This is a genomic window from Microbacterium sp. GCS4, from assembly GCF_001262495.1.
Lineage (GTDB): Bacteria > Actinomycetota > Actinomycetes > Actinomycetales > Microbacteriaceae > Microbacterium.
Map to the genome: position 1 here is coordinate 175,293 of NZ_LGYE01000001.1, position 25,918 is coordinate 201,210.

At 69.8% G+C, this 25,918-nt stretch carries 25 protein-coding genes; 16 read left to right on the forward strand and 9 right to left on the reverse strand.

Annotated elements, in window-relative coordinates; translation table 11 throughout:
* Nucleotides 1-86: 86 nt before the first annotated feature.
* Nucleotides 87-1,460 (reverse strand): dihydrolipoyl dehydrogenase, encoded by a 1,374-nt coding sequence (lpdA, locus tag AKH00_RS00930; RefSeq protein WP_050720860.1) that lies wholly within the window; start codon nt 1,458-1,460, stop codon nt 87-89.
* Between the two features lie 4 nt (nt 1,461-1,464).
* Complete coding sequence (locus AKH00_RS00935) at nt 1,465-2,937, reverse strand: leucyl aminopeptidase (protein WP_050720861.1); 1,473 nt, start codon at nt 2,935-2,937, stop codon at nt 1,465-1,467.
* A gap of 105 nt (nt 2,938-3,042) precedes the next feature.
* On the opposite strand from AKH00_RS00935, the gene AKH00_RS00940 reads away from it, so the two are divergent.
* From AKH00_RS00940 to AKH00_RS00950, 3 genes are all read left to right on the forward strand, one after another.
* The gene (locus tag AKH00_RS00940) at nt 3,043-3,984 is read left to right on the forward strand and encodes a proteasome assembly chaperone family protein (protein ID WP_050720862.1); all 942 of its coding nucleotides are present in this window, start codon (nt 3,043-3,045) and stop codon (nt 3,982-3,984) included.
* A 130-nt stretch (nt 3,985-4,114) separates the two neighbouring features.
* Nucleotides 4,115-5,392, forward strand: a complete 1,278-nt coding sequence (locus tag AKH00_RS00945) for an RNA polymerase sigma factor (protein WP_050720863.1) — start codon at nt 4,115-4,117, stop codon at nt 5,390-5,392.
* Nucleotides 5,389-6,084 (forward strand): coenzyme F420-0:L-glutamate ligase, encoded by a 696-nt coding sequence (locus AKH00_RS00950; protein ID WP_050720864.1) that lies wholly within the window; start codon nt 5,389-5,391, stop codon nt 6,082-6,084. Before AKH00_RS00945 ends, AKH00_RS00950 begins: the two co-directional genes overlap by 4 nt.
* An 85-nt stretch (nt 6,085-6,169) precedes the next feature.
* On the opposite strand, the gene AKH00_RS00955 is transcribed toward AKH00_RS00950, so the two are convergent.
* Nucleotides 6,170-7,186 (reverse strand): sugar-transfer associated ATP-grasp domain-containing protein, encoded by a 1,017-nt coding sequence (locus tag AKH00_RS00955; protein WP_050720865.1) that lies wholly within the window; start codon nt 7,184-7,186, stop codon nt 6,170-6,172.
* An 80-nt stretch (nt 7,187-7,266) separates the two neighbouring features.
* Here AKH00_RS00955 and AKH00_RS00960 point away from each other — a divergent pair, with 80 nt between their 5' ends.
* Nucleotides 7,267-7,965 (forward strand): alanine racemase C-terminal domain-containing protein, encoded by a 699-nt coding sequence (locus AKH00_RS00960; protein WP_235556649.1) that lies wholly within the window; start codon nt 7,267-7,269, stop codon nt 7,963-7,965.
* Nucleotides 7,962-9,014, forward strand: coding sequence for an alanine racemase (locus AKH00_RS00965; RefSeq protein ID WP_050720866.1), 1,053 nt, complete (start codon nt 7,962-7,964; stop codon nt 9,012-9,014). Before AKH00_RS00960 ends, AKH00_RS00965 begins: the two co-directional genes overlap by 4 nt.
* Nucleotides 9,015-9,066: 52 nt before the next feature.
* Here AKH00_RS00965 and AKH00_RS00970 read toward each other — a convergent pair whose 3' ends face one another.
* Nucleotides 9,067-9,285 (reverse strand): DUF7455 domain-containing protein, encoded by a 219-nt coding sequence (locus tag AKH00_RS00970; protein WP_050720867.1) that lies wholly within the window; start codon nt 9,283-9,285, stop codon nt 9,067-9,069.
* A gap of 157 nt (nt 9,286-9,442) precedes the next feature.
* Between AKH00_RS00970 and AKH00_RS00975 the strand changes: the two genes are divergently transcribed.
* Nucleotides 9,443-11,584 carry a DNA gyrase/topoisomerase IV subunit B gene (locus AKH00_RS00975; protein WP_082297458.1) on the forward strand — a complete coding sequence of 714 codons (2,142 nt, stop codon included), beginning with the start codon at nt 9,443-9,445 and terminating at the stop codon, nt 11,582-11,584.
* Here the strand turns inward: AKH00_RS00975 and AKH00_RS00980 are convergent.
* Nucleotides 11,538-12,785 (reverse strand): glycosyltransferase, encoded by a 1,248-nt coding sequence (locus tag AKH00_RS00980; protein ID WP_050720869.1) that lies wholly within the window; start codon nt 12,783-12,785, stop codon nt 11,538-11,540. The genes AKH00_RS00975 and AKH00_RS00980 overlap by 47 nt on opposite strands.
* 32 nt (nt 12,786-12,817) lie before the next feature.
* Between AKH00_RS00980 and AKH00_RS00985 the strand changes: the two genes are divergently transcribed.
* The 5 genes from AKH00_RS00985 to AKH00_RS01005 are packed head-to-tail and all read left to right on the forward strand — an operon-like array spanning nt 12,818 to nt 17,765.
* The gene (locus AKH00_RS00985; RefSeq protein ID WP_082297459.1) at nt 12,818-13,807 is read left to right on the forward strand and encodes an NAD-dependent epimerase/dehydratase family protein; all 990 of its coding nucleotides are present in this window, start codon (nt 12,818-12,820) and stop codon (nt 13,805-13,807) included.
* Entirely contained in the window at nt 13,804-14,601 is a 798-nt protein-coding gene (locus tag AKH00_RS00990) for an MBL fold metallo-hydrolase (RefSeq protein ID WP_050720871.1), read from the forward strand. The genes AKH00_RS00985 and AKH00_RS00990 overlap by 4 nt, the downstream gene beginning before the upstream one ends.
* On the forward strand, nt 14,601-15,893 hold the full coding sequence (locus AKH00_RS00995) for a F390 synthetase-related protein (protein WP_050720872.1): 1,293 nt from the start codon (nt 14,601-14,603) through the stop codon (nt 15,891-15,893). The genes AKH00_RS00990 and AKH00_RS00995 overlap by 1 nt, the downstream gene beginning before the upstream one ends.
* Nucleotides 15,890-16,822, forward strand: a complete 933-nt coding sequence (locus AKH00_RS01000) for a 3-oxoacyl-ACP synthase III family protein (protein ID WP_050720873.1) — start codon at nt 15,890-15,892, stop codon at nt 16,820-16,822. The genes AKH00_RS00995 and AKH00_RS01000 overlap by 4 nt, the downstream gene beginning before the upstream one ends.
* 37 nt (nt 16,823-16,859) lie before the next feature.
* Nucleotides 16,860-17,765 carry an arginase family protein gene (locus tag AKH00_RS01005; protein WP_082297334.1) on the forward strand — a complete coding sequence of 302 codons (906 nt, stop codon included), beginning with the start codon at nt 16,860-16,862 and terminating at the stop codon, nt 17,763-17,765.
* Nucleotides 17,766-17,774: 9 nt separating this feature from the next.
* Here the strand turns inward: AKH00_RS01005 and AKH00_RS01010 are convergent, their stop codons facing one another.
* Both AKH00_RS01010 and AKH00_RS01015 read right to left on the reverse strand, forming a co-directional pair.
* Nucleotides 17,775-18,311, reverse strand: a complete 537-nt coding sequence (locus tag AKH00_RS01010; RefSeq protein ID WP_050720874.1) for an AAA family ATPase — start codon at nt 18,309-18,311, stop codon at nt 17,775-17,777.
* Nucleotides 18,311-20,752: a DNA gyrase/topoisomerase IV subunit A gene (locus AKH00_RS01015; protein WP_082297335.1), complete on the reverse strand. Its 2,442-nt coding sequence runs from the start codon at nt 20,750-20,752 to the stop codon at nt 18,311-18,313. Before AKH00_RS01015 ends, AKH00_RS01010 begins: the two co-directional genes overlap by 1 nt.
* Nucleotides 20,753-20,811: 59 nt before the next feature.
* On the opposite strand from AKH00_RS01015, the gene AKH00_RS01020 reads away from it, so the two are divergent.
* Entirely contained in the window at nt 20,812-21,933 is a 1,122-nt protein-coding gene (locus tag AKH00_RS01020) for an alkaline phosphatase family protein (protein WP_050720876.1), read from the forward strand.
* A gap of 24 nt (nt 21,934-21,957) precedes the next feature.
* On the opposite strand, the gene sepH is transcribed toward AKH00_RS01020, so the two are convergent.
* Nucleotides 21,958-23,004: a septation protein SepH gene (gene sepH, locus AKH00_RS01025; protein WP_050720877.1), complete on the reverse strand. Its 1,047-nt coding sequence runs from the start codon at nt 23,002-23,004 to the stop codon at nt 21,958-21,960.
* 196 nt (nt 23,005-23,200) lie between these two features.
* Here sepH and AKH00_RS01030 point away from each other — a divergent pair, with 196 nt between their 5' ends.
* Nucleotides 23,201-23,494, forward strand: a complete 294-nt coding sequence (locus AKH00_RS01030) for a DUF4193 domain-containing protein (protein WP_050720878.1) — start codon at nt 23,201-23,203, stop codon at nt 23,492-23,494.
* Nucleotides 23,495-23,571: 77 nt separating this feature from the next.
* Here AKH00_RS01030 and AKH00_RS01035 read toward each other — a convergent pair whose 3' ends face one another.
* On the reverse strand, nt 23,572-24,036 hold the full coding sequence (locus AKH00_RS01035) for a DUF3093 domain-containing protein (protein WP_050720879.1): 465 nt from the start codon (nt 24,034-24,036) through the stop codon (nt 23,572-23,574).
* Between the two features lie 12 nt (nt 24,037-24,048).
* Between AKH00_RS01035 and dut the strand changes: the two genes are divergently transcribed.
* From dut to AKH00_RS01050, 3 genes are read left to right on the forward strand one after another with little or no spacing between them, the layout of a single operon-like run.
* Nucleotides 24,049-24,522: a dUTP diphosphatase gene (dut, locus tag AKH00_RS01040; protein WP_050720880.1), complete on the forward strand. Its 474-nt coding sequence runs from the start codon at nt 24,049-24,051 to the stop codon at nt 24,520-24,522.
* The gene (locus AKH00_RS01045; RefSeq protein ID WP_050720881.1) at nt 24,515-25,102 is read left to right on the forward strand and encodes a DUF3710 domain-containing protein; all 588 of its coding nucleotides are present in this window, start codon (nt 24,515-24,517) and stop codon (nt 25,100-25,102) included. Before dut ends, AKH00_RS01045 begins: the two co-directional genes overlap by 8 nt.
* Nucleotides 25,099-25,839 carry a DUF3159 domain-containing protein gene (locus AKH00_RS01050; protein WP_050720882.1) on the forward strand — a complete coding sequence of 247 codons (741 nt, stop codon included), beginning with the start codon at nt 25,099-25,101 and terminating at the stop codon, nt 25,837-25,839. The genes AKH00_RS01045 and AKH00_RS01050 overlap by 4 nt, the downstream gene beginning before the upstream one ends.
* Nucleotides 25,840-25,918 lie beyond the last annotated feature (79 nt).

Consider the following 25,918-nt stretch of genomic DNA (forward strand, 5'->3'; position numbering starts at 1 on the left):
CTTCAGGAAGTTGTATGACGCTTGTCTAGCTTAGTGACCTGCGCGGCGGTTGGTGTTCCGCCCCGCTGGTCGGGGGTTTCGGGATGTCAGAGGGCGTGCAGCGGCTTGCCGGCGAGGGCGAGGAACGCCTCGCCGAGAGCCTCGCTCTGAGTGGGGTGAGCATGGATCAGCGGCGCGATGTCCTCTGGGTGGGCTTCCCACGCCACCGCGAGCTGTCCCTCGGTGATGAGCTCGCCCACGCGGTCTCCGAGAAGATGCACGCCGACGACCGGGCCGTCCTTGAGGCGCACCACCTTGACGAGGCCACCGGTGCCGATGATCTCGCTCTTGCCGTTGCCGGCGAGGTTGTACTCGTATGCGACCACGGCGTCCGCACCGTGCTCCGCGACCGCCGCTTCCTCGGTCACGCCCACCGATGCCACCTCGGGGCTCGAGTACGTGACCTTCGGGATCTGGGAGTCGGGGACGTTCGCCGGCGTGAGGCCGGCGATCCGCTCGGCCACCGCGATGCCCTGCTGGAACCCTCGGTGCGCGAGCTGCAGGCCGGGGACGATATCGCCCACAGCCCAGACCCCCGGCACACCCGTGCGCAGATCCTGATCGACCGTGACGAAGCCGCGATCGAGCGTGACCCCCGCCTCCTCGAAGCCGAGGTCGGCCGTGACGGGTCCGCGTCCCACCGCGACGAGCAGGTAGTCCGCAGTGAACTCCTTCCCGTCCTCGAGCGTGACCGTGACGGACGAGTCGTCCTGCGCGGCCGTCTGGAACCGCACACCGAGCGAGTACTGGATTCCGCGCCGACGGAACGCCCGCTCGAGCCCCTTGCTCAGGGCGATGTCCTCATTGGGCACCAGGTGCGGCAGAGCCTCGATGATCGTGACCTCGGCGCCGAACGAACGCCAGACGCTCGCGAACTCCACGCCGATGACGCCGCCGCCGAGGATGAGCACGCGCTCCGGGATCACGTCGAGCGAGAGGGCCTGCTCGCTCGTGAGGATGCGTCCTCCGATCTCGAGTCCAGGCAGCGTGCGGCTGTACGACCCGGTGGCGAGCACGACGTCCGCACCGACGTAGACGTCGTCGCCGACGCTCACCGAACGGTCGGCGTTGAGCCGTCCGGCGCCGGAGACGGTCGTGATGCCGCGAGCCTTGACGAGTCCCTCGAGCCCCTTGAACTTCTTGGCGACGATTCCTTCGCGATACGCGCGGACACCGGCGGGGTCGATGTTCTCGAGCGTCGCGGTGATGCCGACGTGCGCCGCGTCGCGCACATGCTCGGCGACCTCGGCCGCGTGCAGCAGTGCCTTGGTGGGGATGCAGCCGCGATGCAGACACGTGCCGCCGACCTTGTCCTTCTCGATGAGGGCGACGCTCTTCCCGAGCTCGCTGGCCCGCAGCGCCGCGGCGTAGCCGCCGCTGCCTCCGCCCAGGACGACGATGTCGAAGGTGTGGGTTGTCATGTGGTCAAGCCTCCGTGTGGGATGCGTCGGCGAAGGCGATGATCGATCGGACCATCGCCCCCGTTGGACCCTTGTCCGTGAAGCCGTAGGGGGCTCCGTTGTGCTCGCCGGATCCGGCGATGTCGAGGTGCACCCAGGGGATGCGCGGCGCGTCGTCCTCGTCGGACACGCGGCCGATGAACCGGCGGAGGAAGAGACCCGCGTACGACGCGCCGCCCATGCGGTCGCCCATGTTCGCGTTCTGCATGTCCGCGATGGGCGAGTCGAGCGAATCCTCCATGTAATCGGGGAGCGGCATGTGCCAGGCGAGCTCGTCGGCGGAGTCCGCGGCCGCCAGCAGCTCGGCCACCGTGTCGTCGTCGCCGAACACGCCGGTGTGGCGGTGCCCGAGGGCCATCACGATCGCGCCCGTGAGGGTCGCGACATCGATGATCACATCCGGGTGCTCGCGGCTCGCGGCGACGAGGCCGTCGGCCATCACGAGACGCCCTTCCGCATCCGTGTTCGGCACCTCGACGGTCGTGCCGTCCAGCATCCGCAGGACGTCGCCCGGGCGCAGTGCGCGGCCCGAGGGCATGTTGTCGGTGATGCACAGCCACGCCGTCACCCGCACCGGCAGGCCGAGTGTCGCGATCGCGCGCAGCGCGGCGAGGCTCGTGGCCGCGCCCGCCATGTCGAACTTCATGCCGACCATGGACGCGGCGGGCTTGAGCGACAGGCCTCCGGTGTCGAACGTGATGCCCTTGCCGACCAGAGCGATGTGACGCGTCGCATCGGCGGGCGCGTAGTCGAGGCGGACGAGGCGCGGGGGACGGTCGGAGCCCTGCGCGACGCCGAGGATGCCGCCGAAGCCCTGCTCGGCGAGAGCATCCTCGTCGAGGATCTCGACAGTCACGTCGAGGCCCTGGACGCTGTCGGCGGCACTCTGCGCGAGCTGTGCGGGGCTCTGCCATTCGGCGGGGGTGAACACGAGGTCCTTGACGAGCGCGACGGCGTCGCCGACCGCGGCCGCCTTCTCGACGGAGGCATCGTCGAGCGCCGCGTGCAGGATGACCGAGGTCGCGCGGGGCTTGCCCTTCTCGGTGCGGTAGCCGTCGAAGCGGTAGCCGCCGAGCACGGCGCCCTCGGCCGCGGCATCCGCGAACTCCTCGAGCCCGGGAGCCAGGGCGAGGGAGACGGTGTCGAAGCCGGTGAGGCTCCGAAGAGCGGTGCCGACCGCGGTGCGGACCGCGGCGGCATCCGGAGTGCGACCGACGCCGACGACCGCGAAGGGCAGCGTCGTCGTCTCGGGGGCGTGCACGCGGGTGAAGGCCGACGCGGATCCCGTGTACCCGACGCCCTGCAGCGATTCCGCGAGTCCGGGGTAGCCGGACAGCGGTTCGACCGAGTCGCTGATCTCGGGGATGACGAGCACTGCGGCGTCTGCAGCGCTTCCGGGGAACTGATCGGTGGTGCGCGAGAGCGCGGGAAGCGTCATGACTCCATCCTAGGGATCGTGCCGCCCGCGGTCGCCGTGCGGCGTGTTCGCTGTGAGCATGACGGTCGCCGCCCCCGCGTCGGCCGCGGCTCGTAGCATGGACTCATGCCCTTCTCCGGAGACATCCACGAACGTGTCGCGAACGCGCCGGCGGTGCCGCGCGGGCTGCCCCTGGTCCTGCTGCTGACGGGCTTCACCGACGCGGGCAACGCGGTCTCCGGGCTCATCGAGCACCTCCGGGAGACCACCTCGCCGCAGCCCATCGCGGTCTTCGACAACGACGTGCTGCTCGACTACCGGGCCCGTCGTCCGGTGATCGCATTCGATCAGGATCACCTGACCGAGTTCCGCCCGGCCCGCCTCGAGCTCTCGCTCGCCACCGACGCGCTGGGTCAGCAGTTCCTGCTCCTCGCCGGATACGAACCGGACTTCGTCTGGAACGAGTTCGCCCGCACCGTGCTCGACCTCGCGTCCGAGTTCGAGGTGTCGGGCCTCAGCTGGGTGCACTCGATCGCGATGCCTGTGCCTCACACGCGGCCGATCGGCACGACGGTGAGCGGCAACCGCCGCGAGCTCACGGTCGCGCACTCGGTGTGGCGTCCGCGGACCCAGGTCCCGGCGACGGCCGGACACCTCCTGGAGTTCCGCTTCGCGGAGCGCGGCGACCGCGTCGTCGGGTTCGTCCTGCTCGTGCCGCACTACCTCGCCGAGACCGAGAACCCGGATGCCGTCATCGCGGCCGCCGAGCGGCTCATGGCGGCGACCGGGCTGGTGCTCATGCTCGACGAGGTGCAGGAGCGCCGAGAGGACTACCTGTCACGTGTCGACGAGCAGGTGCTCGGCAACGACGAGCTGCAGCAGATGGTGCACGGCCTCGAGCGGCGCTACGACGCCTACATGGCCGGCCGCGATCCCGAGGACGCCTCCTACGACGAGGGCGGATTCAACGAGCGCGATCTCCCGTCCGCCGATGAACTCGCGGCGGAGCTGGAGCGCTATCTGGCCTCGCGGCGCACCGGTGACGAGGACAAGCCGGGCCGGGGCTGAGCCTGCGCGGGCGGCAAGTTCGTCCGAGTGGACCTTCGCACTCGCACGTGTGGGTATACTAGGAGTCCGACCCGTTGTCAATCGATCTCCCCGGAGATCGGGCTTGACAAGGGTCTTACTAGTGTCCGAAATGTCCCGAGGCCGCCCGCGGCCCCGTGAAAGGCGAAACGTGACTCCTGCCACGACGAAGAAAACCCGGACGAAGAAGACCGCCGAGGCTCCCGAGGTCGAGCCCCAGGCGGAGGAGACGGCCGAGAAGCCCGCGCCCAAGACCGCCGCGCAGCGTGCGGCCGCCAAGCGCGCTCCCGCGAAGAAGAAGAAGTCGGACGACATCGTCGAAGATGACGAGTCCGCGGCCCCTGCGGCCGAGGAGACCGACGAGGACGAGGACGACAAGAAGCCCGCGTTCACCGAGCCGCTGCCCACGGGTGCGATCGTCATCTCGTCGAACGACGACGAGGACGTGCCGGTCTACTCCACCCAGATCACGGGTGCGACGGCAGACCCGGTCAAGGACTACCTGAAGCAGATCGGCAAGGTCGCACTACTGAACGCGGCCGAAGAGGTCGAGCTCGCGATGCGCATCGAGGCCGGTCTGTTCGCCGAGGAGAAGCTCTCCGCGATGTCGGCCGCCGAGAAGACCGGCCAGCTCGGTCTGGACCTCCAGTGGGTCGCCCGCGACGGTCAGCGTGCCAAGAGCCACCTGCTCGGCGCCAACCTCCGACTCGTCGTCTCGCTCGCGAAGCGCTACACGGGCCGCGGCATGCAGTTCCTGGACCTGATCCAGGAGGGCAACCTCGGTCTCATCCGCGCGGTCGAGAAGTTCGACTACACCAAGGGCTTCAAGTTCTCGACCTACGCCACCTGGTGGATCCGCCAGGCGATCACGCGCGCCATGGCCGACCAGGCCCGCACCATCCGCATCCCGGTGCACATGGTCGAGGTCATCAACAAGCTCGCCCGCGTCCAGCGGCAGATGCTGCAGGACCTGGGCCGCGAGCCCACCCCCGAAGAGCTCAGCCGCGAGCTGGACATGACGCCCGAGAAGGTCGTCGAGGTGCAGAAGTACGGCCGTGAGCCCATCTCGCTGCACACGCCGCTCGGCGAGGACGGCGACAGCGAGTTCGGCGACCTGATCGAGGACACCGAGGCCGTCGTGCCGGCGGACGCCGTGGGCTTCACGATGCTGCAGCGTCAGCTCGAGCAGCTGCTCGACTCGCTCTCCGAGCGCGAGGCCGGAGTGATCCGGATGCGCTTTGGGCTGGGCGACGGTCAGCCGAAGACGCTGGACCAGATCGGCGACACGTTCGGCGTGACCCGAGAGCGGATCCGTCAGATCGAGTCGAAGACCATGGCGAAGCTGCGTCACCCGAGCCGCTCGCAGTCGCTGCGGGACTACCTCGAGTGAGTGCCGCGAACGAGGGCAAGGCGCTCGAGGCGAACGTCGACGGGGCGAGCTATGCGCGGATCCCGATCAAGACCCGCGTGGTCATGCCCAAGGACGACCTGGACTCCGTCATCACGGAGTACGCGAAGGACGCCGTGCAGCCGGGCGACCTGCTGTTCGTGACCGAGAAGATCGTCGCGATCACGCAGGGACGCTCGTATCGTCTCGACGAGATCACGCCGCGTCCGCTCGCGCGCTTCCTCTCCCGCTACGTCGTGCGCACGTCGTACGGCATCGGCCTCGGCATGCCCGAGACCATGGAGATGGCGCTGCGCGAATGCGGGACGCTGCGGATCCTGTTCGCCGCCGGTGTCTCGGTCATCACGAAGGCGTTCGGCCGACGCGGTGACTTCTACCGCATCGCGGGAGACAAGGCCCGGGCGATCGACGGACCCACCAAGAACACGATCCCTCCGTACAACGAGGCCGTCGTGCTGGGGCCGAAGAACCCGCGGGAGGTCGCACACCGCGTACAGAGGATCGTCGGTGCAGACGTTGACGTCGCCGTGGTCGACATCAACGACATCGGCGGCAACATCCTCGGCTCGACGCTCGACAAGGCGGGCGAGCGGCGTCTCGTGCAGATCCTCAGCGACAACCCGCTTGGTCAGGGCGGACAGTCCACGCCGATGGGCATCGTCCGCGCCGTCTGACTCCGAAGACCCTCTGTTTCTGCCGAACGGCAGAAACAGAGGGTCTTTTGCTGCCGTTCGGCAGAAATAGACGGGCGGGGGACGGTCAGAAGCCGATCGCGGCCTGATAGCGCGGCTTGTGCCCGGTGCGGATGCCGGTGACGCTGGGCTTGTTCTCGTACACGCCGGCGCCCCAGTTGCCCTCGACGAGCACGGGGCCATCGGGGGTGACGACGACGTCCCAGCCCACGTACTGGACCTGCGGGACGACGCGCGCCGCCTGATCGACGAACTCGCGGACCTGATCCATCAGCGGCAGCTGGAAGTCGGCGATCGTGAAGCCGGAGTCCGGGTGCGTGACGTGCACGTGCCCATGCGAGTCGTAGCCGGGACCGACCGCGTGACCGTCGTCGTCGAGCATCGTGTAGAAGCCGCCGAAGCTCATCTGGTCGCTCACCGCTCCACGCCCGAACTTCTGGGCGATCGCGAGGATGTGCGTCTTCTCACCGTCGAAGAACGCGGTGACGCGCGTCGTGTTGACGGTGCCGGGGCAGACGGCGGCGAGGTCGGCATGCTGGCGGATGACCTCCTCGACGAGGACCTGCTTCTTGGAGAGCAGCTCGGCGTGGAAGGCATCCCAGTCGGTGACGTCCTTCGCGTGGTACCGGTGCACGCCGGTGCCGGCCTGGCCGTGCGTCTCCTTGACGACGATCGTGCCCTGACGCTCGGTGAAGGCACGCAGCTCTTCGGCGTTGTCGGCCGTGATCAGCATCCACTCGCGCTTCAGCAGCGCATCGAACTTCACGTTGAACTCGGCCTTGTCGTGGAAGAGGTGCCGGTAGTCCGGGTGGTCGTACTGCTGCGAGATCTGGTTCGACACCGGGTGGGTCATGTACGTGTCGCGCTCGGCCTTCGAGAGGATCGCGAAGTCGTAGTCGATGTAGTCCTGGAAGCCGACGTTGTGCCGACCGGCCGACCACAGCATGTCGATCACGACGAGCGGCACGGCCTTGCCGTGCTGCGCGGAGGCTTCTTTCGCGCGCTCGATCACGGAGCCGACGTCGATGCGCCGGGCGCGGTCCATCAGGTAGCGGACGCGGGGCGCGAGGGAAAAGCGTGACATGGATCTCCAAGTTCGGGGGTCGAGACCAGTCTACGGTGGGGTCGCCGGGCATCCTGGGAGGGCGGAGTTAGGCTGGTCGGGTGTGTGAGACGTCTTCCAGTTCCCGCCCGCGCGCGTTGATCTCGCGATCCGCGCTCGCGACCGCCGCAGCCGCCGCGGTCGCCGCCGGAGGCACTGTGGCCGACCTGCGACGCGACGCCTGGGGGCACGGGATCGGGGCCGTGGCGCGGGCAGCGACGGTCGCCGGTGCCGGTGCGGTGCGCGTGGACTCGGCGGAGCAGGTCGAGGCGCTCGCGCAGGACGGGATCGTCGCGGTGACGACGGGCGAACCGGACATCGATCCGCGCCTGCTCTACGGACTCGCGGGTTCGTCGAACACAGCCCCCGTGCTGCGCCTGGCGGGCCGGGTGCTGTCCACCAAGCCGCTCAAGACCGGCGACGCCGTGTCGTACGGCTACACGTTCCGCGCTGAGGCTCCGACGACGGTCGCGCTGGTGACGGGCGGTTACGCGCAGGGGATCATGCGTGCTCTCGGCAATCGTGCGGAGGTCGAGATCGACGGACGGCTGCGGCCGATCGTCGGCCGCGTCGCGATGGACGTGTGCGTCGTCGATCTTCAGGATGCCGCGATCACCGCTGCGGGCACAGAGGCGACCTACTTCGGCGGCTCGGGTCCTGCGGCGCGGGCGCTGACCCGCTGGAGCGAGATCACGGGCCTCGGCGACGCCGAGCTCCTGGCGGTCACCGCCGCGCACGCGGACCGGGGGTGGGAGGCATGAGCCGTCCCGAGCTGCGCATCCGCACCGACCGCTTCCTCGCGAACATCGCCGCCGTGCGCGAGCGCATCGCGCCCTCCGACCTCATGATCGTCGTGAAGGATCAGGCCTACGGGCACGGGCTCGCCTGGGCCGTCGACACTGCTGTCCAAGCGGGCGTGCGTCGGTTCGGCTCGTACGACATCCGCAGCGGCATCGATATCCGACGCCGACTCGGACAGGCGGAGCACACGGATGTGCAGATCTTCGCCTGGGCGACGTCGACCGACGAGGAGATCGACGAGGCCCTCGACCATCGGATCGATCTGGGCGTCGGCACGGCGGAGTACCTCGACCGGGTTCTCGCCCGCGCGGAGGCACGCGGCATCGCTGCGCGCATCCACCTCAAGATCGACACAGGTCTGCACCGCAACGGGCTCCTCCCCGAGGAGTGGCCCGACACGATCGTGCGGGTGCGGGCAGCGGAGGCCGCCGGACACGCGTCCCTCGTCGGCATCTGGAGCCACCTGGCCGAGGCGAGCGACGCGGAGGACGACGAGGCGCGGGAGGTCTTCCTCACCGCCATCCGCACGGCGGAGCAGGCGGGTCCGACCCCGGAGGCGCTGCATCTCACCGCGTCCGCGGCATCGTGGTGGCGTCCGGAGCTGCGGGGCACCGTGTCTCGCATCGGAGCCTTCTGTTACGGCATCCGCTCGGCTGACGGACCCGATCTGGAGGGCATCCTGCCCGTGGCTGAGCTCCGCGCGACCGTGGTGGACGTCCGCGGCGGAGACGCGTTGATCGGCGTCGGCTCGTTCGACGGGCTGCCGTCCGCGCTGGCGGGCGCATTCGTCGGCACACCGGCGGGTCCGCGGGAGCTGCGGCTCGTGGGCGAGACGTCCGCGACGATCGCCGGATGGTCCGGGATGGCGGTCGGCGACGAGGTTCACCTGTTCGGCGCGGGGGAGCACGGCGAGAGCAGCGCGACCACCCTGGCCGAACGGATCGACACCGTCGGCGAGGAGATCCTCACGAGGCTGACGCCGTTCGTGCACCGCGTGATCGTCGACTGACAGTCGGGAGTGGATGCAGAAGGAGCCCGTCAGGTGACGGGCTCCGGGACGATCAGACGGCGTCGATCAGGCGAGCGGTCTCATCGTGCCAGCTCGTGGCGATGCTGCGCAGCTTCTCCTCGTACTTGCGGCCGTGGTGGGCGCAGAAGAGAAGCTCGGAGCCGTTGACCTCGGCCGCGATGTAGGCCTGAGCGCCGCAGGAGTCGCATCGATCCATGGCGGTCAGGCGGAACTCGACGGCGGAGGTCTCACGTTCGGTCGTTGCGTTCATCTCGGTGCCTCCTATGGTGTCGGGTTCGCTGCTGGGCGTGTTCAATACAACCACGCCCCACCTGTATGCATGCCCGGTTGACGGCGTGTTTCGCTCGGAGCGTACGCGCTCGAGACGGGGTCGGTCCCCGTGGGGAGTGTCGGCGGCCTCGTCGGGCATGCCGAGAATAGAATCGGAGATTGTGACCGCCGAGTATTCCGCCCATCATCTCCAGGTGCTCGAAGGCCTCGAGGCCGTTCGCAAGCGCCCTGGCATGTACATCGGGTCGAACGGCTCCCCGGGCCTCATGCACTGTCTCTGGGAGATCATCGACAATGCCGTGGACGAGGCCGTCGCCGGCAACGGCTCGAAGATCGACGTGATCCTCCACGACGACGGCAGCGTCGAGGTGCACGACAAGGGCCGCGGCATCCCGGTCGACGTCGAACCGCGCACCGGGCTGACCGGCGTCGAGGTCGTTTACACCAAGCTGCACGCGGGCGGGAAGTTCGGCGGCGGTTCCTACGCGGCATCCGGTGGTCTGCACGGCGTCGGCGCCTCGGTCGTGAACGCCCTCTCGGAGAGACTGGACGTCGAGGTCGACCGCGGCGGCAAGACCTATGCGATGTCGTTCCACCGCGGCGAGCCGGGCATCTTCGCCGACAAGGGCGAGAAGCGGCCGGATGCGCCGTTCACGCCCTTCGAGCAGAAGAGCGAGCTGCGCGTCATCGGCAAGACCGCACGCGGCGTCACCGGCACGCGCGTGCGCTACTGGGCCGACCGCCAGATCTTCACGAAGGACGCCGCGTTCCAGCTCGGCGAGCTCGAGACGCGGGCACGACAGACCGCGTTCCTCGTGCCGGGACTCGAGATCGTCGTCCGCGATTTCCGCGCCTCCGGCGCGCCCGCCGAGGGCGAGGGCACGCCGGAGCCGACCGTGAACGAGACCTCGTACCTGTACGAGGGCGGCATCTCCGAGTTCGTCGAGTTCCTCGCGACCGACGCTCCCGTGACCGACACCTGGCGCATCCAAGGCGAGGGCACCTTCAAAGAGACCGTTCCGGTTCTGCAGGCCGACGGCCATATGGTTGCGACCGAAGTCGAGCGCGTGTGCGCGGTCGACATCGCGATGCGCTGGGGCACGGGCTACGACACGATCAGCCGCTCGTTCGTGAACATCATCTCGACGCCCAAGGGAGGCACCCACCAGCAGGGCTTCGAGCAGGAGCTGCTCAAGGTGCTGCGCGCCCAGGTCGAACAGAACGCCCGTCGGCTCAAGGTCGGAGCGAACGACAAGCTCGAGAAGGACGACGTGCTCGCCGGTCTCACGGCCGTGCTCACGGTGAACGTGCCCGAGCCGCAGTTCGAGGGTCAGACCAAGGAGGTCCTGGGCACGCCCGCCGTGCGCCAGATCGTGGCGCAGGTGATCCGCAAGGATCTCGCCGCCCGCTTCTCGTCGACCAAGCGCGACGACAAGAGCCAGGCGACCCAGCTGCTCGACAAGATCGTCGCCGAGATGAAGGCGCGCGTCTCGGCACGGGCCCACAAGGAGACCCAGCGTCGCAAGAACGCACTGGAGTCCTCGACCCTGCCCACCAAGCTCGTCGACTGCCGGACCAACGAGGTCGAGCGCAGCGAGCTGTTCATCGTCGAGGGCGACTCCGCGCTCGGCACGGCCAAGAACGCCCGCAACAGCGAGTTCCAGGCGCTGCTGCCGATCCGCGGCAAGATCCTCAACGTGCAGAAGGCCTCGGTGGGCGATATGCTCTCCAACACCGAGTGCGCCTCGATCATCCAGGTGATCGGCGCGGGGTCGGGTCGCAGCTTCGACATCGACGCGGCGCGCTACGGGAAGATCATCCTGATGAGCGACGCCGACGTCGACGGCGCGCACATCCGCACGCTGCTGCTCACGCTGTTCTACCGCTACATGAGGCCGCTCATCGAGCACGGCCGGGTGTTCGCGGCCGTGCCGCCGCTGCACCGCGTGATCGTGATGAACCCGGGCTCGAAGCCCAACGAGACGATCTACACGTACAGCGAGCAGGAGATGCACGCGCTGCTCGCCAAGCTGCGCAAGGCCGGCAAGCGATGGCACGAGCCCATCCAGCGCTATAAGGGCCTGGGAGAGATGGACGCCGAGCAGCTGGCCTCCACGACCATGGACCGTGGCGGGCGGCTGCTGCGCCGGGTGCGCATGGAGGATGCCGAGGCGGCGGGTCGCGTCTTCGAGCTGCTGATGGGCAACGAGGTGGCCCCGCGCCGCGAGTTCATCATCGATTCCTCGGATCGTCTGTCGCGCGAGTCGATCGACGCGTGACCGCCGCGCGGTAGACGTCGACCAGCGCCTCGCCGTGCGTGGACTGCGCGACGCCGTCCCGGCCGGCGATCGCGGCGAGGCTCATCCGGGTGATGCGCTCCGAGTTGTCGCGCAGATCGTGCAACACGGCGGCCAGTCCGGCGGCATCCGGTGACGGGGTCACCGCGCCCGCGCCCGTGGGGAGGGCCTCTGCGAGATCGGGGTCCGTCACGATGACGGGAAGTCCGCTCGCGATGGCTTCGAGGATCACCATGGGCTGGTTGTCGAAGTCGAACGAGCTCGACACCAGTACATGGGCGGACCGCATAGTCTCCAGCACCCTGGACTGCGGTACCCCGCCGTGCACGACCAGACGTCCGTCGCCGATGCGGGAGGCCGCCCGCGCGACCGCGGCACGGGACACACCGTCCCCGAGCATGTCGGCGCGGATTCCGGGCGTGAGACGCACCGCCTCCGTGAACACCTCGGGCCGCTTCTCGGGGGAGAGTCGTCCGCACCACAGCACCCGCAGCTCACCGTCTGCGTCGCTGCGGCGTGGCGTCGGGTCGCCGACGGCGTCGAGAACCGAGGCCTCGATCCCGTTCGACAGCACCGTGAGCGGGGTGTCCACGCCCTGGGCCACGAGCTTGCGTGCGAAATGCGCGGAGGGGACGATCACGTGGTCGGCATGATTGGCCTGGCTCACCATCAGCCGCCACATCCGGCGTGCCGTGCGGGTCCGCGTGTACGGGGCGGAGCCGTCGATCCGCGCCCGATCGTGGCTCAGGTATCGGCGGTGCAGACCGGCGAGCAGCACGGTCGTGATCGACGGCAGCGGCAGCACCGAGCGTGTGTATACGTCGATGCGGCCGTGCATGGTCTGCACGACGGGAAGGCCGAGCGCGCGGGCGGCCTCGAACCCGGCGAGAGCCGCGAACATCTCGGTGTGCACGTGGACGACGTCGACGTCCCGTGCGGTCAGCGCGGCCGTGAGGGTGCGCGCAGCCGCCCCGGGGGTCCATGTGAAGGGGTAGCCGTCCGGCGCGAAACCGCGGGCGCTCGGAAGCCGCACGACCTGCGGATCGAAGCTCGGCGCGGCGAGAGGCGTGAACACGACGACCTCGTGCCCGGCCGCCTCGAGCATCTCGCGATGCGCCTTGATGACGGTCTGCACACCGCCGAGGGTCGGCAGGTAGTAGTCGGTGACCATCGCGATGCGCACCCGACCACCATAGGACGGCTAGGGTGATGACCATGTCCGGAGCCCGTGTATTGGTGACGGGGGCGAGCGGGTTCCTCGGCGGCCACGTCGTGCGTGATCTGCGTGCGCACGGGCACGAGGTCTTCGCCGCGGGGCGTCGTCGCGATGTCCTCTCCGCCCTGGTGGACGAGGATTACCGCGTGGTCGGCGATCTGGCCTCGCTGCGCAGCCTCGACCTCGACGTCGACGCGGTGATCCACTGCGCGGCACTGTCGACACCGTGGGGGCCGTGGCGCGACTTCCACGAGGCGAACGTGGAGGGCGCGGGGCACGTCGTCGAGTTCATACGACGGACGGGCGTGCGCCGTCTCGTGCACGTCTCATCGCCCAGCGTCTATGCGGCGGCGCGCGACCGTGTCGGCATCCGGGAGCACGAGGTGTACCCGCGCAACAGGCTGAACGGCTACATCCGTTCGAAGATCGCGGCCGAGATGCGACTGCGTGAGGCACAGCGCGCCGGCGACGTGGCGGAGCTCGTCATGGTGCGGCCGCGCGGGCTCATCGGCGTCGGCGACCCGAGCCTCGTGCCGCGCCTGCTCGACGTCCACGCTCGTCTCGGGGTCCCGCTGTTCGACGATGGACACACCCTCATCGACGTGACAGCGGTGCAGAACGTCGCGACAGCGCTGCGCCTCGCTCTCACCCGAGGAGACTCGCAGGGCGGTGTCTACAACATCACGAACGACGACCCGCGGCCGTTCCGCGACCTCCTCGTGCAGTTGCTGGGGATGCTGGGAGAGACGCCCCGACTCCGCCCGGTGAACCGCCGGATGGCCTGGGCCGCGGCGACGGTGTTGGAGGGCGCGTACGCCGTGCTGCCGGGCCGCCCCGAGCCCCCTTTCACGCGATACACCCTGAGCACGATCGCGTTCTCCCAGACCCTGGACATCACGCGCGCGAAGGAGGAGCTCGGATACCGTCCGGAGGTCACGCTCGACGACGCGCTCGCGGACGTCGCCGCCGATCTGAGGATCCGCGCGTGACGGGGCGGCTGCGGCACTACGTGTGCGGCCGGACGACGCACGACCTCGGCGCGATGTTCCGAGGAGAGTCCCGCGGCGTGCGGGAGTTCCCCTCCGGGGTGTTCCTGTACGACGGCCCGGACGGGCGTCGCGTGCTGTTCGACACCGGATATGCGACCGGGGAGTGGCGCACGGGATGGCGAGGGGCCGTGTACCGACGTCTCCTGCCCCCGATCGTCGACGATACGGATGACGTGGCCCGCCGGTTGCGGGAGGACGGCCTGGACCCGGCCTCCGTCACGCACGTGGTGCTGTCGCACCTGCATCCCGACCACGTCGGCGGTGTGAGTCGTTTTCCCGACGCGACCTTCGTGCTCTCCGCCGGGCTCGCGCGGACGCTCGCCTCACCACGACTGCGCACTGCCGTCCTGCCCGGTCTCTTCCCCGACTGGTTCCCGCGGGCTCGCCGACGGCTCCTGGAGGACGCGGAGTTCCGCGATCACGAGGTGGGCGGTGTCCGCGTACCGGCGGTCGACCTCTTCGACGACGGGTCCTACCTGGTCCTCGCGCTCCCCGGGCATGCGGACGGCCATGTCGGAGCGCTCGTCGAGGGCCGGGTCCTGCTCGCGGGCGACGCGGCCTGGGGGTCGGACCTGATCGGCGCCGTTCCGCGTCTGCGCGCCCTCCCGCGGGCGGTGCAGTTCGACGCCGACGCGTACGCGGCGACCGCCCTCGCGCTCCGGACGATCAGCAATGCGGGGATCCGCGTGGTGTGCAGCCACGACGCGCTCGGCGCCACGGAACTGCTGCCGTGATGTCCTCGCTGCGCATCCTCCGCGAGTTCGCGGCCGTACGGTGGTTCCGACCGTTCCGCTCCCGCCGAGCGGTCGAGAGGCGTCAGCGGCGGCTGCTGCGCGCGCACCTGCGGTTCCTGCGCCGCCGGTCGCCGTACTTCCGCGATCTGCTCGACCACGCGTCCTTCGCAGAGCTGCCGTTCATGGACAAGGCCGTCATGATGGCGAATTTCGACGAGATGACCACGGTCGGAGTCCGCCGCGACGAGGCGCTCGACCTGGCGATGGCGAACGAGCGGTCGAGGGACTTCGACGCCGACCTCGGCGGGCTGTCGGTGGGACTGTCGAGCGGCACGAGCGGACACCGCGGGCTGTTCGTGGTGAGCGCGGCCGAACGGGACGCGTGGGTGGGGACGGTCCTCGCCCGCACGCTGCCGCGGGGTCGACTGCGCGGCCACCGCATCGCCCTGTTCCTCCGGGCCGACAACAGCCTGTACGAGTCGGTCGGGTCTCGCGTCGTGTCCTTCCGTTATTTCGACGTGTACGCGGACATGGACGAGAACATCGCCCTGTTGCGCGAATACGCCCCGACGATCCTCGTCGCCCCGCCGTCGGTCCTGGGCCTGATCGCCCGAGCGGCGCTCGCGGGGGACTTCGACATCGTGCCGGACAAGGTCTACTCAGTCGCCGAGGTGCTCGAGATCGCGGACGAGCGGCGGATCCGCGCAGCGCTCCGGCAGCCCGTGCTGCACCAGCTCTACCAGTGCACCGAGGGGTTCCTCGCCCACACCTGCGAGCACGGTGTGGTGCACCTGAACGAGGACTCGGTGCTCGTCGAGAGGGAGATGCTCGACGACCAGCGCTTCGTGCCGATCGTGACGGATCTCCGGCGGCGCGCCCAGCCGATCGTCCGCTATCGCCTCGGAGACGTCCTCCGTCTGCGTGCCTCGACCTGCGCGTGCGGCAGCGCGCTCACGGCCCTCGACCGCATAGAGGGCCGTGAAGGGGACACACTGCGTCTTCGTGGACGGGACGGACGCAGCATCCCGGTCTTCGCCGACCTCGTCTCCCGCGCCCTGCTGTTCGCCGAAGGATTCGAGGAGTACCGCGTCGTGCAGACCGGGGAATCGCGGATCGAGGTCGCCCTCGACGTCGTGGACGAGCGATCGCGGCAGAGCGTCGAGGCCGAGTTGCATCGACTCGCCGACAGGCTGACCTGCGAGCGCCCGGAGATCGTGTTCGTGCCGTACGCTCACGACGGGTCGGTGAAGATGCGCCGCGTGGTGCGCGCCCCGGGGGAGGGACGGTCATGAGGAACTGCGAGATCGCCGGCTGGGGCACGTCCCTGCCCGAGCACGCCGTGCGGTTCGGGGACGAGGTGCGCCACCGGATCGCCGACGACGTCTCCCACCTGGACATGCTGGTGGATGCCGCAGAGCAGGCGCTCCGGCACGCGGGCATCGCCGCGGAGGATCTCGACCTCGTGCTCGGCGCCTCGGCCGCCGGCGTCCAGCCGATCCCGTGCACGGCCGCACTCGTGCTCGAACGGCTCACGCTCCGAGGGCACGCCGCGGCGTTCGATGTGAACTCCACCTGCACGAGCTTCATCACCGCGCTGGACGTCGCATCCCGATACCTCGACGCCGGCGACCACGACATGATCCTCGTCGTCGCCGGCGACGTCGGCTCCCGATTCCTCAACCCCGAGCAACGCGAGAGCTTCGAGCTGTTCAGCGACGCGGGGGCCGCGGTGGTTTTGCGCCGCTCGACCGATCCCGACCGCGGGGTCATCGCCAGCGCGCAACGCACCTGGCCCGCGTACGCGCACGACACCGAGATCCGCGGCGGACTGTCGCGCTCGCCGGCGCAGGCGTACGCGAGCGCCGACCGGGCCGACTACCTGTTCGACATGGACGGTCGGCGCGCCCTGCTCGCGATGATGCGTGTGCTCCCGGAGTTCTTCGCCGGGTTCCATGAGAGGTCCGGCGTCTCGCCGGACGACGTCGCTCTCTGGGTCCCGCATCAGGCCTCGGCCGCGCTCGGACCCATGCTCGACCGTCTCGGTGTTCCCGCCGATCGCCGGGTCGACGAAGTGCGCGCGTTCGGGAACATGGTGTCAGCCTCGGTGCCGTTCATGCTGGCCCGCGCACTGGATGCCGGCCGCGTCGGCCGGGGTGACACGGTGATCCTGTGCGGCACGGCGGCGGGGCTCACGGCGAACGTCCTGGCGCTCCGCCTGTGATCCCGTCGCGCCGGAAGCGCACTGCGAGGATGGGGGGATGATCGCGATCGTCTCCGCGCCGACGAACCTCGGGTTGCGTCCACCGAGGGCGGGGTCGGTCCCCGGCACCGCCAAGGCGCCCGAAGCGCTGCGCGAGACCGGACTGTACGAGGCGCTGCAGTCGCGCGGAGCGCGGGATGCCGGCGCCGTGATCCCCGGCCGGTACGAGGACGATCCCGGCCGCGATCCGCGCACCCTGCGCAATCAGGTCGCGATCGCGGAGCACGCGCGGAGACTCGCGGCGCGAGTGGTCGACATCCGTCGGCGCGGCGACGTCCCTCTCGTGCTCGGCGGCGACTGCAGCCTCGTGATCGCCGCGGGAATGGCTTCGCGCGTCACAGAGCGAGGTGGCCTCGTGCACGTCGACGGCCACACCGACTTCCGGCATCCGGGCAACACCTCCGCGATCGGCGCACTCGCCGGAGAGGACCTCGCCGCCGCGATCGGTCGGCACCTGCCCGAGATCGCCGACCTCGACGGGCTCGGGCCCTACTTCGACGCCGAGGCCACGGCGCACATCGGATGCCGTCGAGACGACGAGCACCTCGACGAGGTGTCGGAGACCATCGCCCTCACCATACCGGCCGACCGCATCGTGCTGCACGGTGCGGCTCGTGCTGCGGCCGATGTGCTCGCGACGCCGCGCCTCGAGCGCGGGTTCTGGCTTCAGGTCGACGTCGACGTGCTCGATCCGGAGCACATGCCCGCGGTCGACAGCCCCGATCCGGGAGGCCTGTCCCCGGAGGAGCTGACGCGCCTGCTCCAGGAGTTGGCTCCCCGTGCCTGGGGCGCCTCGGTGACGGTGTTCGACCCCGACCTCGACCCCACCGGTGCGTACGCGCGTGAGGTCGCCGAGATCGTCGCGACGGGTCTGTGCCGCCTCGGCAGTGAGTACGCGAGCTGACGCCGCTCGTCAGACCCAGGACGACGACAACCGCGCGTCGGATTCACCGCGTCGCACCGCATCGATCGTCTCGTCCACGGTGAGTTCGCTGGTGTCGAGTCGCAGACCCGGCGAAGCCCAGGCATCCTGATCTGCGCGCAGATGCGACCACGCATCGGCGACCTGCTTGTCGCGCGCGGAGTCCCTGGCGCCGATCGTCGACTCATCGGCGGTCAACAGCACGAATCGGAGCTCTCCCGGGATCGCGGCGCGGTAGGACGCGAGAAGTGGAGGCCAGAGCACCACGTCGGAGATGAAGACCTCGAAGCCCTCGGCGGCGAAGTTTCCGGCGAGCATGCACAGGTTCCGTCGTCGGAGCGTCAGTTGTCGCTCGGACTCCTCCGCGGGGGTGCCGCCGGGAAGGACGAGTCCTGAGACGATGAACTCCTCGCCCACAGCATCCGAATCCAACAGGACGCCGCGCGATGCCGACGTGGCGAGCGCGCGGGCCACCGTCGTCTTGCCGACTCCCGGCAGGCCTGAGACGATCGTGACCACCCCGGTCATCAGACCAGAGTCCGCCCGATGCTGCCGATGACCCCGTCGACGGGCTGACCCGAGGCATCACGGCGGGCACCGGGTTCGGGGAGCCTGCGCACCGCGCCGGTCGGATCGACAGCCTGCGCAGGACCCGGTCCGACCCACGCGACCGTGAGCCTGTCCTCGCCCTTCAGGAAGGAGTGCGCCCGCACGCCACCCGTCGCACGGCCCTTGGCCGGGTAGTCGGCGAAGCTCGAGATCTTGGCCCGGCCGGGGTCGGTGCCGGGCAGCACGCTCTCGGCGCCGGACACCGTCGCGACGACGGCATCCGTTCCCGGGGGCACTGCGCCGAAGAAGAGCACGGAGGCGCCCGCGCCGAGCTTGATGCCGGCCATGCCGCCTGCGGCCGCGCCCTGCGGACGCACCGTCGACGCGGAGAACCGGAGGAGCTGTGCATCGCTCGTGAGGAAGACGAGCTCGGCGTCGTCCGCGGCCTCGGCCGCGCCGACGATCCGGTCGCCGGCTTTCATGCCGATGACCTCGATGTCCGGGCGCACGGCGAGAGCCGACGGCACGAAGCGCTTGACCGTGCCCTGCGCGGTGCCGAGAGCGATCGGCACGTCGCTGTCGAACCGCACGAAGCCCAGCACGCGCTCGCCCTTGGTCGTGATGCCGAGGTAGTCGCGCAGCGGGGTGCCTGCGGCGAGCTGCACCGACGAGGACGGCACGGAGGGCAGATCCACGGGGGAGAAGCGCAGCACCCGTCCCTCCGAGGTCAGCGCCCCGAGCTCGGCGCGCACGGTCGTCTCGACGGTCGTCAGGATCGCGTCGTGCTTGCTGCGACGAGCGGGTGCCGTCAGCTCCTGCCCCTCTCCGAGATCGACACGCACCGTGCGACCCGTCGTCGACAGGACGAGCACCGTCGGCGCATCGGCGATCTGCAGATCCACCGCGCCCTTGGTGGCCCGCGGCTTCGGCGGGGCGGCGTTCATGAGCAGGGTGCGCCGCGGGGTGCCGTAGGCATCAGCCACGGCATCCAGCTCCTTCGCGACGGCCGCGCGCAGCAGCGTCTCGCTGCCCAGCAGCTCGCGCAGGGCCGCGATCTCTGCCTGCAGGGCGTCGCGCTCGGTCTCGAGCTCGATGCGCGAGAACTTCGTGAGCCGTCTCAGCCGGAGCTCGAGGATGTACTCGGCCTGCGGCTCGCTGAGATCGAACACCGTGCGCAGGCGCCCGCGGGCCGCCTCCGAGTCGTCGGACGAGCGGATGACCTGAATGACCTCGTCGATGTCGAGGATCGCGATCAGGAGGCCCTCGACGAGATGCAGACGTTCCTCGCGACGGGCGAGGCGATAGCGGCTCCGACGCGTGATGACCTCGAGGCGATGCTTCACGTAGACGCTGAGCATCTCCTTGAGGCCGAGCGTGCGGGGCTGGCCGTCCACCAGGGCGACGTTGTTGATGCTGAACGAGTCCTCGAGGGGGGTGAGGCGGTACAGCTGCTCGAGCACCGCGTTCGGGTCGAAGCCGGTCTTGATGCCGATCGCCACGCGCAGGCCGTGGTTGCGGTCCGTGAGGTCGGTGACGTCGCTGATGCCCTGGAGCTTCTTCGCCTGCACCGCGTCGCGGATCTTCTCGATCAGCCGCTCGGGGCCGACCATGTACGGCAGCTCCGACACGATGATGCCGGTGCGGCGCGGACCGAGCGGCCCGACCGACACCTTGCCGCGCACCTTGAGGGCTCCTCGGCCGTTCGTGTACGCGTCCTTCACGCCGTCGAGACCCATCAGGATGCCGCCGGACGGGAAGTCCGGACCCGGCACGAACTCCATGAGGTCCTCGGTCGTGGCGTCGGGGTTCTCGAGCAGATGCGTCGCAGCGGCGACGACCTCGATCAGGTTGTGCGGGGCCATGTTGGTGGCCATGCCGACCGCGATGCCGCTCGCGCCGTTGACCAGCAGGTTCGGGAACGCGGCAGGGAGCACCGCGGGCTGCTGGAACTGGCCGTCGTAGTTGGGGATGAAGTCGACGACATCCTCATCGAGGTCCTGCGTCAGCGCCATCGCGGGTGCGGCGAGACGTGCCTCGGTGTATCGGGCCGCCGCGGGGCCGTCGTCGAGCGAGCCGAAGTTGCCGTGGCCGTCGACCAGCGGAACACGCAGCGCCCATTCCTGCGCCAGACGCACCAGGGCGTCGTAGATCGCCGAGTCGCCGTGCGGGTGGAGCTTTCCCATGACCTCGCCGACCACGCGCGCGCTCTTGACGTGCCCGCGATCGGGCCGCAGGCCCATCTCGGCCATCTGGAAGAGGATGCGTCGCTGCACCGGCTTGAGGCCGTCGCGCGCGTCGGGGAGCGCGCGCGAGTAGATGACGGAGTAGGCGTACTCGAGGAACGAGCCCTGCATCTCGCTCTCGAGGTCGATGTCCTGGATTCTCTCCGGGGCGAGCTCGGGCGGCGGGGTCTTCGGCATGGGCATCCTGGATGGTGCGAGGCAGAGGGGGGACCGACGCCTGTGTCAGACTGGCTCGGATGTCCCTCATGCTACCGTCCGAGTCGCCCGCAGCTCGGAGCGTCGTCGGGGTGGCGGACGACCTCTTCGCCGCGCTGCGCGGCGAATCGGCCGTCCTGCCGCCCGCGGAATCGGTCGTGCTCGTGCTGGTCGACGGGCTCGGCGCGATCGCTCTGCGCGGTCACGCCGGTCACGCCCGCGCCCTCACCGCGGGGATGGCGAAGAAGGACGTCGCGCACTCGGTGTTCCCGTCGACGACCGCCGCGGCGCTCACGAGTCTGCTCACCGGTGTCTGGCCGGGCGAGCACGGGCTGGTCGGATACCGCGTGCTCGATCCTTCGCGCGACGTCCTCGTGAACCAGCTCACGGGGTGGGAGTCGGAGGGGCTCGACCCGCTTACCTGGCAGGCCGCGCCGACTGTGTTCGAGCGGGCACGCGCCGAGGGTCGTCCCGCCTTCGCGACCGGTGTCGCCGCGTACGCCCGAAGCGGTTTCACGCGGGCGACGCTGCGCGGCGCCGACTTCGTGGCCGCGCAGACCGCCGCGGAGCGCGTCGAAGCGGCCTACGACCTCGCCGAGCGGCACCCTGGCGCCCTCGTCTACTGCTACCTGCCCGAGGTCGACAAAGCCGGGCACAAGCACGGCATGGACTCCCCGCAGTGGATCGCCGCCCTCGAAGAGGTGGACGCCGCGCTGTCGGTTCGCGTCCCGTCGGGCGTCGGCGTGCTCGTCACCTCCGATCACGGCATGCTCGACGTGCCCGCGCATCGTCAGGTCGTGCTCGACGCCGAGCACCTGGCGGGAGTCCGCCACATCGGCGGCGAGCCCCGCATGCTGCACGTCTACGTCGAGCCCGACGCGGATGCGGCGCACGTGGCGGACCGCTGGCGCCGCGACCTCGAAGGCTTGGCCGACATCGGGACCCGCCGCGAGGCGATCGCGGCGGGGCTGTTCGGTCCCACCGTCACGGAGGCCGCAGCATCGCGCATCGGGGATCTGCTGGTCGTGGCCCGCGGCAATGGAGCGGTGTACGACGGGACGGCGGCCGATCAGCGCGGTCGCGGCATGATCGGGCAGCACGGTGGCCTCACGCCGGAGGAGCGTCAGGTCCCGCTGATCCGGCTGGGTACCTTCTCGCGCTGAACGGTGCGGCCGCCGGCGCCAGGGTCACTCGTCGGTGCGTGCGCCGAAGACGATCTCGTCCCACGACGGCATCGCGTTGCGCCGACGCCGGCGCGTCCCGCTGTCGTTCGCGGGCTCCGGCGCGGTCGGCTGCTCATCCGGGTCCTCGCGCTCCGCGTCCTGCTCTGTGGAGTCGAAGGCGTCGAACAGCGCGATCGGGTCGTTGTCGGCCTCGTCGGCCGCATCCTCCAACAGAGGTGCGGTCTCGCGCTGACCGCGCCGACGACGAAGGGCCTCGAGCAGGTCGGCCGTCTCGGGACTCGTGTTCGAGGACTCCGGGGCGCGCTTGATCGCTGCGTCCTGCACAGCCGGTCCCGAGCGCTCCGGCGTCGACGGCTCTTCGCTCTCGGCCTCGGGCGAGGGCACGAGCCGAGGACCGAAGGCCCCGGAGTCGAATCGGCTGTCGTCCTTGTACGGCGAGGTCGTGCGCTCGGACTCGACCGCGCGCAGTCGCGGGATCAGCCCCTCCGGGAGGGCGCCCTGGCGGGAGAGCTGCGTCGCGTCTGCGTTGAGGGGCGACAGAGCGCTGCGGCGCGGGTCGAAGCTCCACCGCGCGTCGTGATCGACCTCGTTCGCGGAGAACTCGAGCTTGATGACCCAGGTGCGGTCCTCCTTCCAGCTCGCCCAGCGCTCGTCCGTCGCCTGGACGTCGGCGAGCTTCGCCCGGATCGCCGTGCCGAAGGTGGGTTGCGCGTCCGGCTCCACCTCGCTGCCGATCAGGACGGGCACAGCGAGAGCCTGACCGATCACGTGCTCGCGCTCGGCGAGCACCGGCCCCTCGAAGCGGATGACGTCGTCGACGTCGATCCCGAGCAGCTCGGCGACCTCGGGCGCTGTGAGCCCGGCACGGATCTGCGCCTGGATGTCACGCGGGCTCGCCGCGAGGCGCTGCGCCGTCGGCTCGCTCTGGCGGGTAGCCCGACGGATCTCACGGTGCAGCACGTCGTCGATGGGCAGCGAGAACCGCTCGCCCGACTCGGTCGCGAGTACCAGGACTCCGGATTCGGTGCCGACGATGGTGACGTTTTCCATGCGAATGCCCCTCTGATGGGTGTGGGTTCATGGTGTCACGCGCCACCCGCCGGATCCGGGAATAGTCTGGGCGCGCCGTGAGTTTGGTCTGTCGCGCCCACGGGCATTTGCTTATTCACCCGAGGTCGTGCAAACTATGGCCGCCGATTACCCCGACGGCGCACCACCCACTCGCATGAAAGTGGAGATTCTCCATATGGCAACCGACTACGACGCTCCCCGCAAGAGTGAAGACGACTCCGAGTCGATCGAAGCCCTCAAGGAGCGTGTGCCGGACAAGAACTCCGGTTCCACGGGAGACGAGGACGCGGACAACCCGTCCAGCTTCGACCTCCCGGGAGCGGATCTGTCCGACCTCGAACTCGATGTCGTCGTGCTGCCCGCGCAGCAGGACGAGTTCACCTGCATGAGCTGCTTCCTCGTGAAGCACCGCTCGCAGCTCGACCACGAGGACGCCTCCGGCCCCATCTGCAAGGAGTGCGCTGCCTGAGCGCATCCCGAGCGAGACGTGCGCGCCCCGGACCTCGGTCCTGGGCGCGTTGTCGTATCCGGGGAGCCCGAGGGCGGTCAGTCCTGGGCGAGCCGGATGGCCGCCGCGAGACGGTCGGGGGTGCGCGAAGAGATCGTCCAGCTGACGGTCGGGTCGTCTTGGTCGGTGACGGGAACGACCACCACGCCGTCGATGCCCCCGCGGATCAGGTGCCAGCCGTGCAGCGGGAGGCCCGGACCGCGTGCCTGCCGCGCCTCTTCGCCCGACAGGGCGACCGGTTCGCCGAGATGCCGGACGTCGATGTGGGCGCGGCCCGCGCGGAGCTCGCCCTCCTCGACGGACACCACCGGCGTCACCGCGATCGCCGCGAGCACGAGCAGCGCGGATACGGCCGCACCGACGATCAGGGCCACGGTCGATCCGACCGGCACGAAGATCAGGGCGACCATCGGGCCGGCGAGCGCGACGGTCACCAGCAGCCAGAGGCTCGGCGAGAGCCGCTCGCGGTAGCGGGCACGTGTCTCGGGGGCGGTGTTCTGCATTAGCCTCATGGGGTGACTGCTTCCGTTGATGTCCCCATTATCGCGTCTGTCGTTCCCGGATACGCCCACCCGGGTGACGCGGGGGCGGATCTGGTCGCCGCAGAGGCCGTGCATCTCGGACCGGGGGAGCGCGCTCTCGTCGCGACCGGCGTGCGGATAGCGCTGCCCGACGGATACGCCGCCTTCGTGGTGCCCCGCAGCGGCCTGGCGGCGAAGCACGGCATTTCGATCGTGAACTCGCCCGGCACGGTGGACGCGGGCTACCGGGGCGAGATCAAGGTGAGTCTGATCAACACGGACATCCACAGCGCGTACGATGTGGCCGTCGGCGACCGCATCGCGCAGCTGATCGTCATGCCCGTGACGCAGGCCACGTTCATCCCGGTCGAAGAGCTGCCGGAGAGCGTGCGCGGCGAAGGCGGCTTCGGCTCGACCGGCTACCAGGCAGGACACCACACGAACCCGGCAGGACAGAGCAATGACTGACAACAACGAGACCCCCTCGAAGGCCGCACCGGCGAACCGCGCCACCGAGGGCCCGTTCGACGACTCCGAGGCGAACCCGGTCCGTCCGTACATCGACCTCGGCGGGATCAAGATCCTCCCGCGTGAGGGTCTCAACCTGCGCCTCGAGGTCGAGGAGCAGAGCAAGCGCATCGTGGCCGTCGGCCTGGACTACGCGGACTCCTCGCTGCAGGTGCAGCCCTTCGCCGCTCCGCGTTCGGGCGGACTGTGGGACGAGACGCGTGTTCAGCTGCGCGACCAGGTGCGCTCCCAGGGGGGTCGGGTGGAGGAGCGTGAAGGGCCGCTCGGAACCGAGCTCCTCGCCGAGGTGCCCGCGCCCGCGAGCGAAGGCTCGGAGCTGCGGCTCGCCCGCTTCATCGGCATCGACGGCCCCCGCTGGTTCCTGCGCGGCGTGATCGGCGGCGCTGCGGCCTCCGACCTCGACGCCGCGGCGAAGGTCGAGGACCTCTTCCGCTCCATCGTGGTGGTGCGCGGTGGGGCGCCGATGCCTCCGCGCGACCTGATCCCGCTCAAGATGCCCGCCACCCCGGGCTCGGCGTGAGCACGCCCCTGACGCCGCCGGAGCCCGAGCGCGAGCAGAGCGCCTCCGAGATCCTCGGCGCGGCCCTCGGGGGAGCAGCTCGTCGTGCCGGGCTCGATCCGACGGAGACCGGTGCCACGCACAAGGTCGTCTGGTCGGCGATCGGCGGCTGGCGCGGCATCCTCGAATCGGTCCTGCCGAGCCTCGCGTTCGTGATCCTCTTCACGATCAGCCCGGAGCCCCTGATCCTGTCACTCGGCGTGTCGGTCGGCATCGCGGCACTGTTCACGATCGTGCGCCTGCTTCAGAAGTCCCCGCCGTCCGCGGCGATCGGGGGACTGGTGGCCGCGGCGGCGGCCGCCGCGCTCGCCCTGTTCACCGGTCGCGGCGTCGACAACTTCGTTCCCGGTCTCATCACGAACGCGGCCTACGGCACGGCCATGCTCGTGTCCGCGCTCATCGGCTGGTCGCTGATCGGCCTGGCCGTCGGGTTCCTCATGGGCGACGGCACGGCGTGGCGTCAGGACCGCCGCAAGCGTCGCGCGTTCCTGTGGCTCGGGATCGCCTGGGCCGCACTCTTCTTCACGCGTCTCGCGGTGCAGCTGCCGCTCTACCTCGCGGGAGAAGTGGCAGTGCTCGGCACGCTCAAGCTGATCATGGGGCTGCCGCTGTTCGCGCCGCTCATCGCCGTCACCTGGCTGGTGGTCCGTGCGCTGTACCCGCGCGCGCAGGATGCTGGAGCACCCGCCGATTCGTGATAGATTTATCTTGACATCAAGATAAATTGCAGGCTTCCGCCCAGCGGTCCCGCGGAGCAGACTGGTTAGGTCTGCCTTG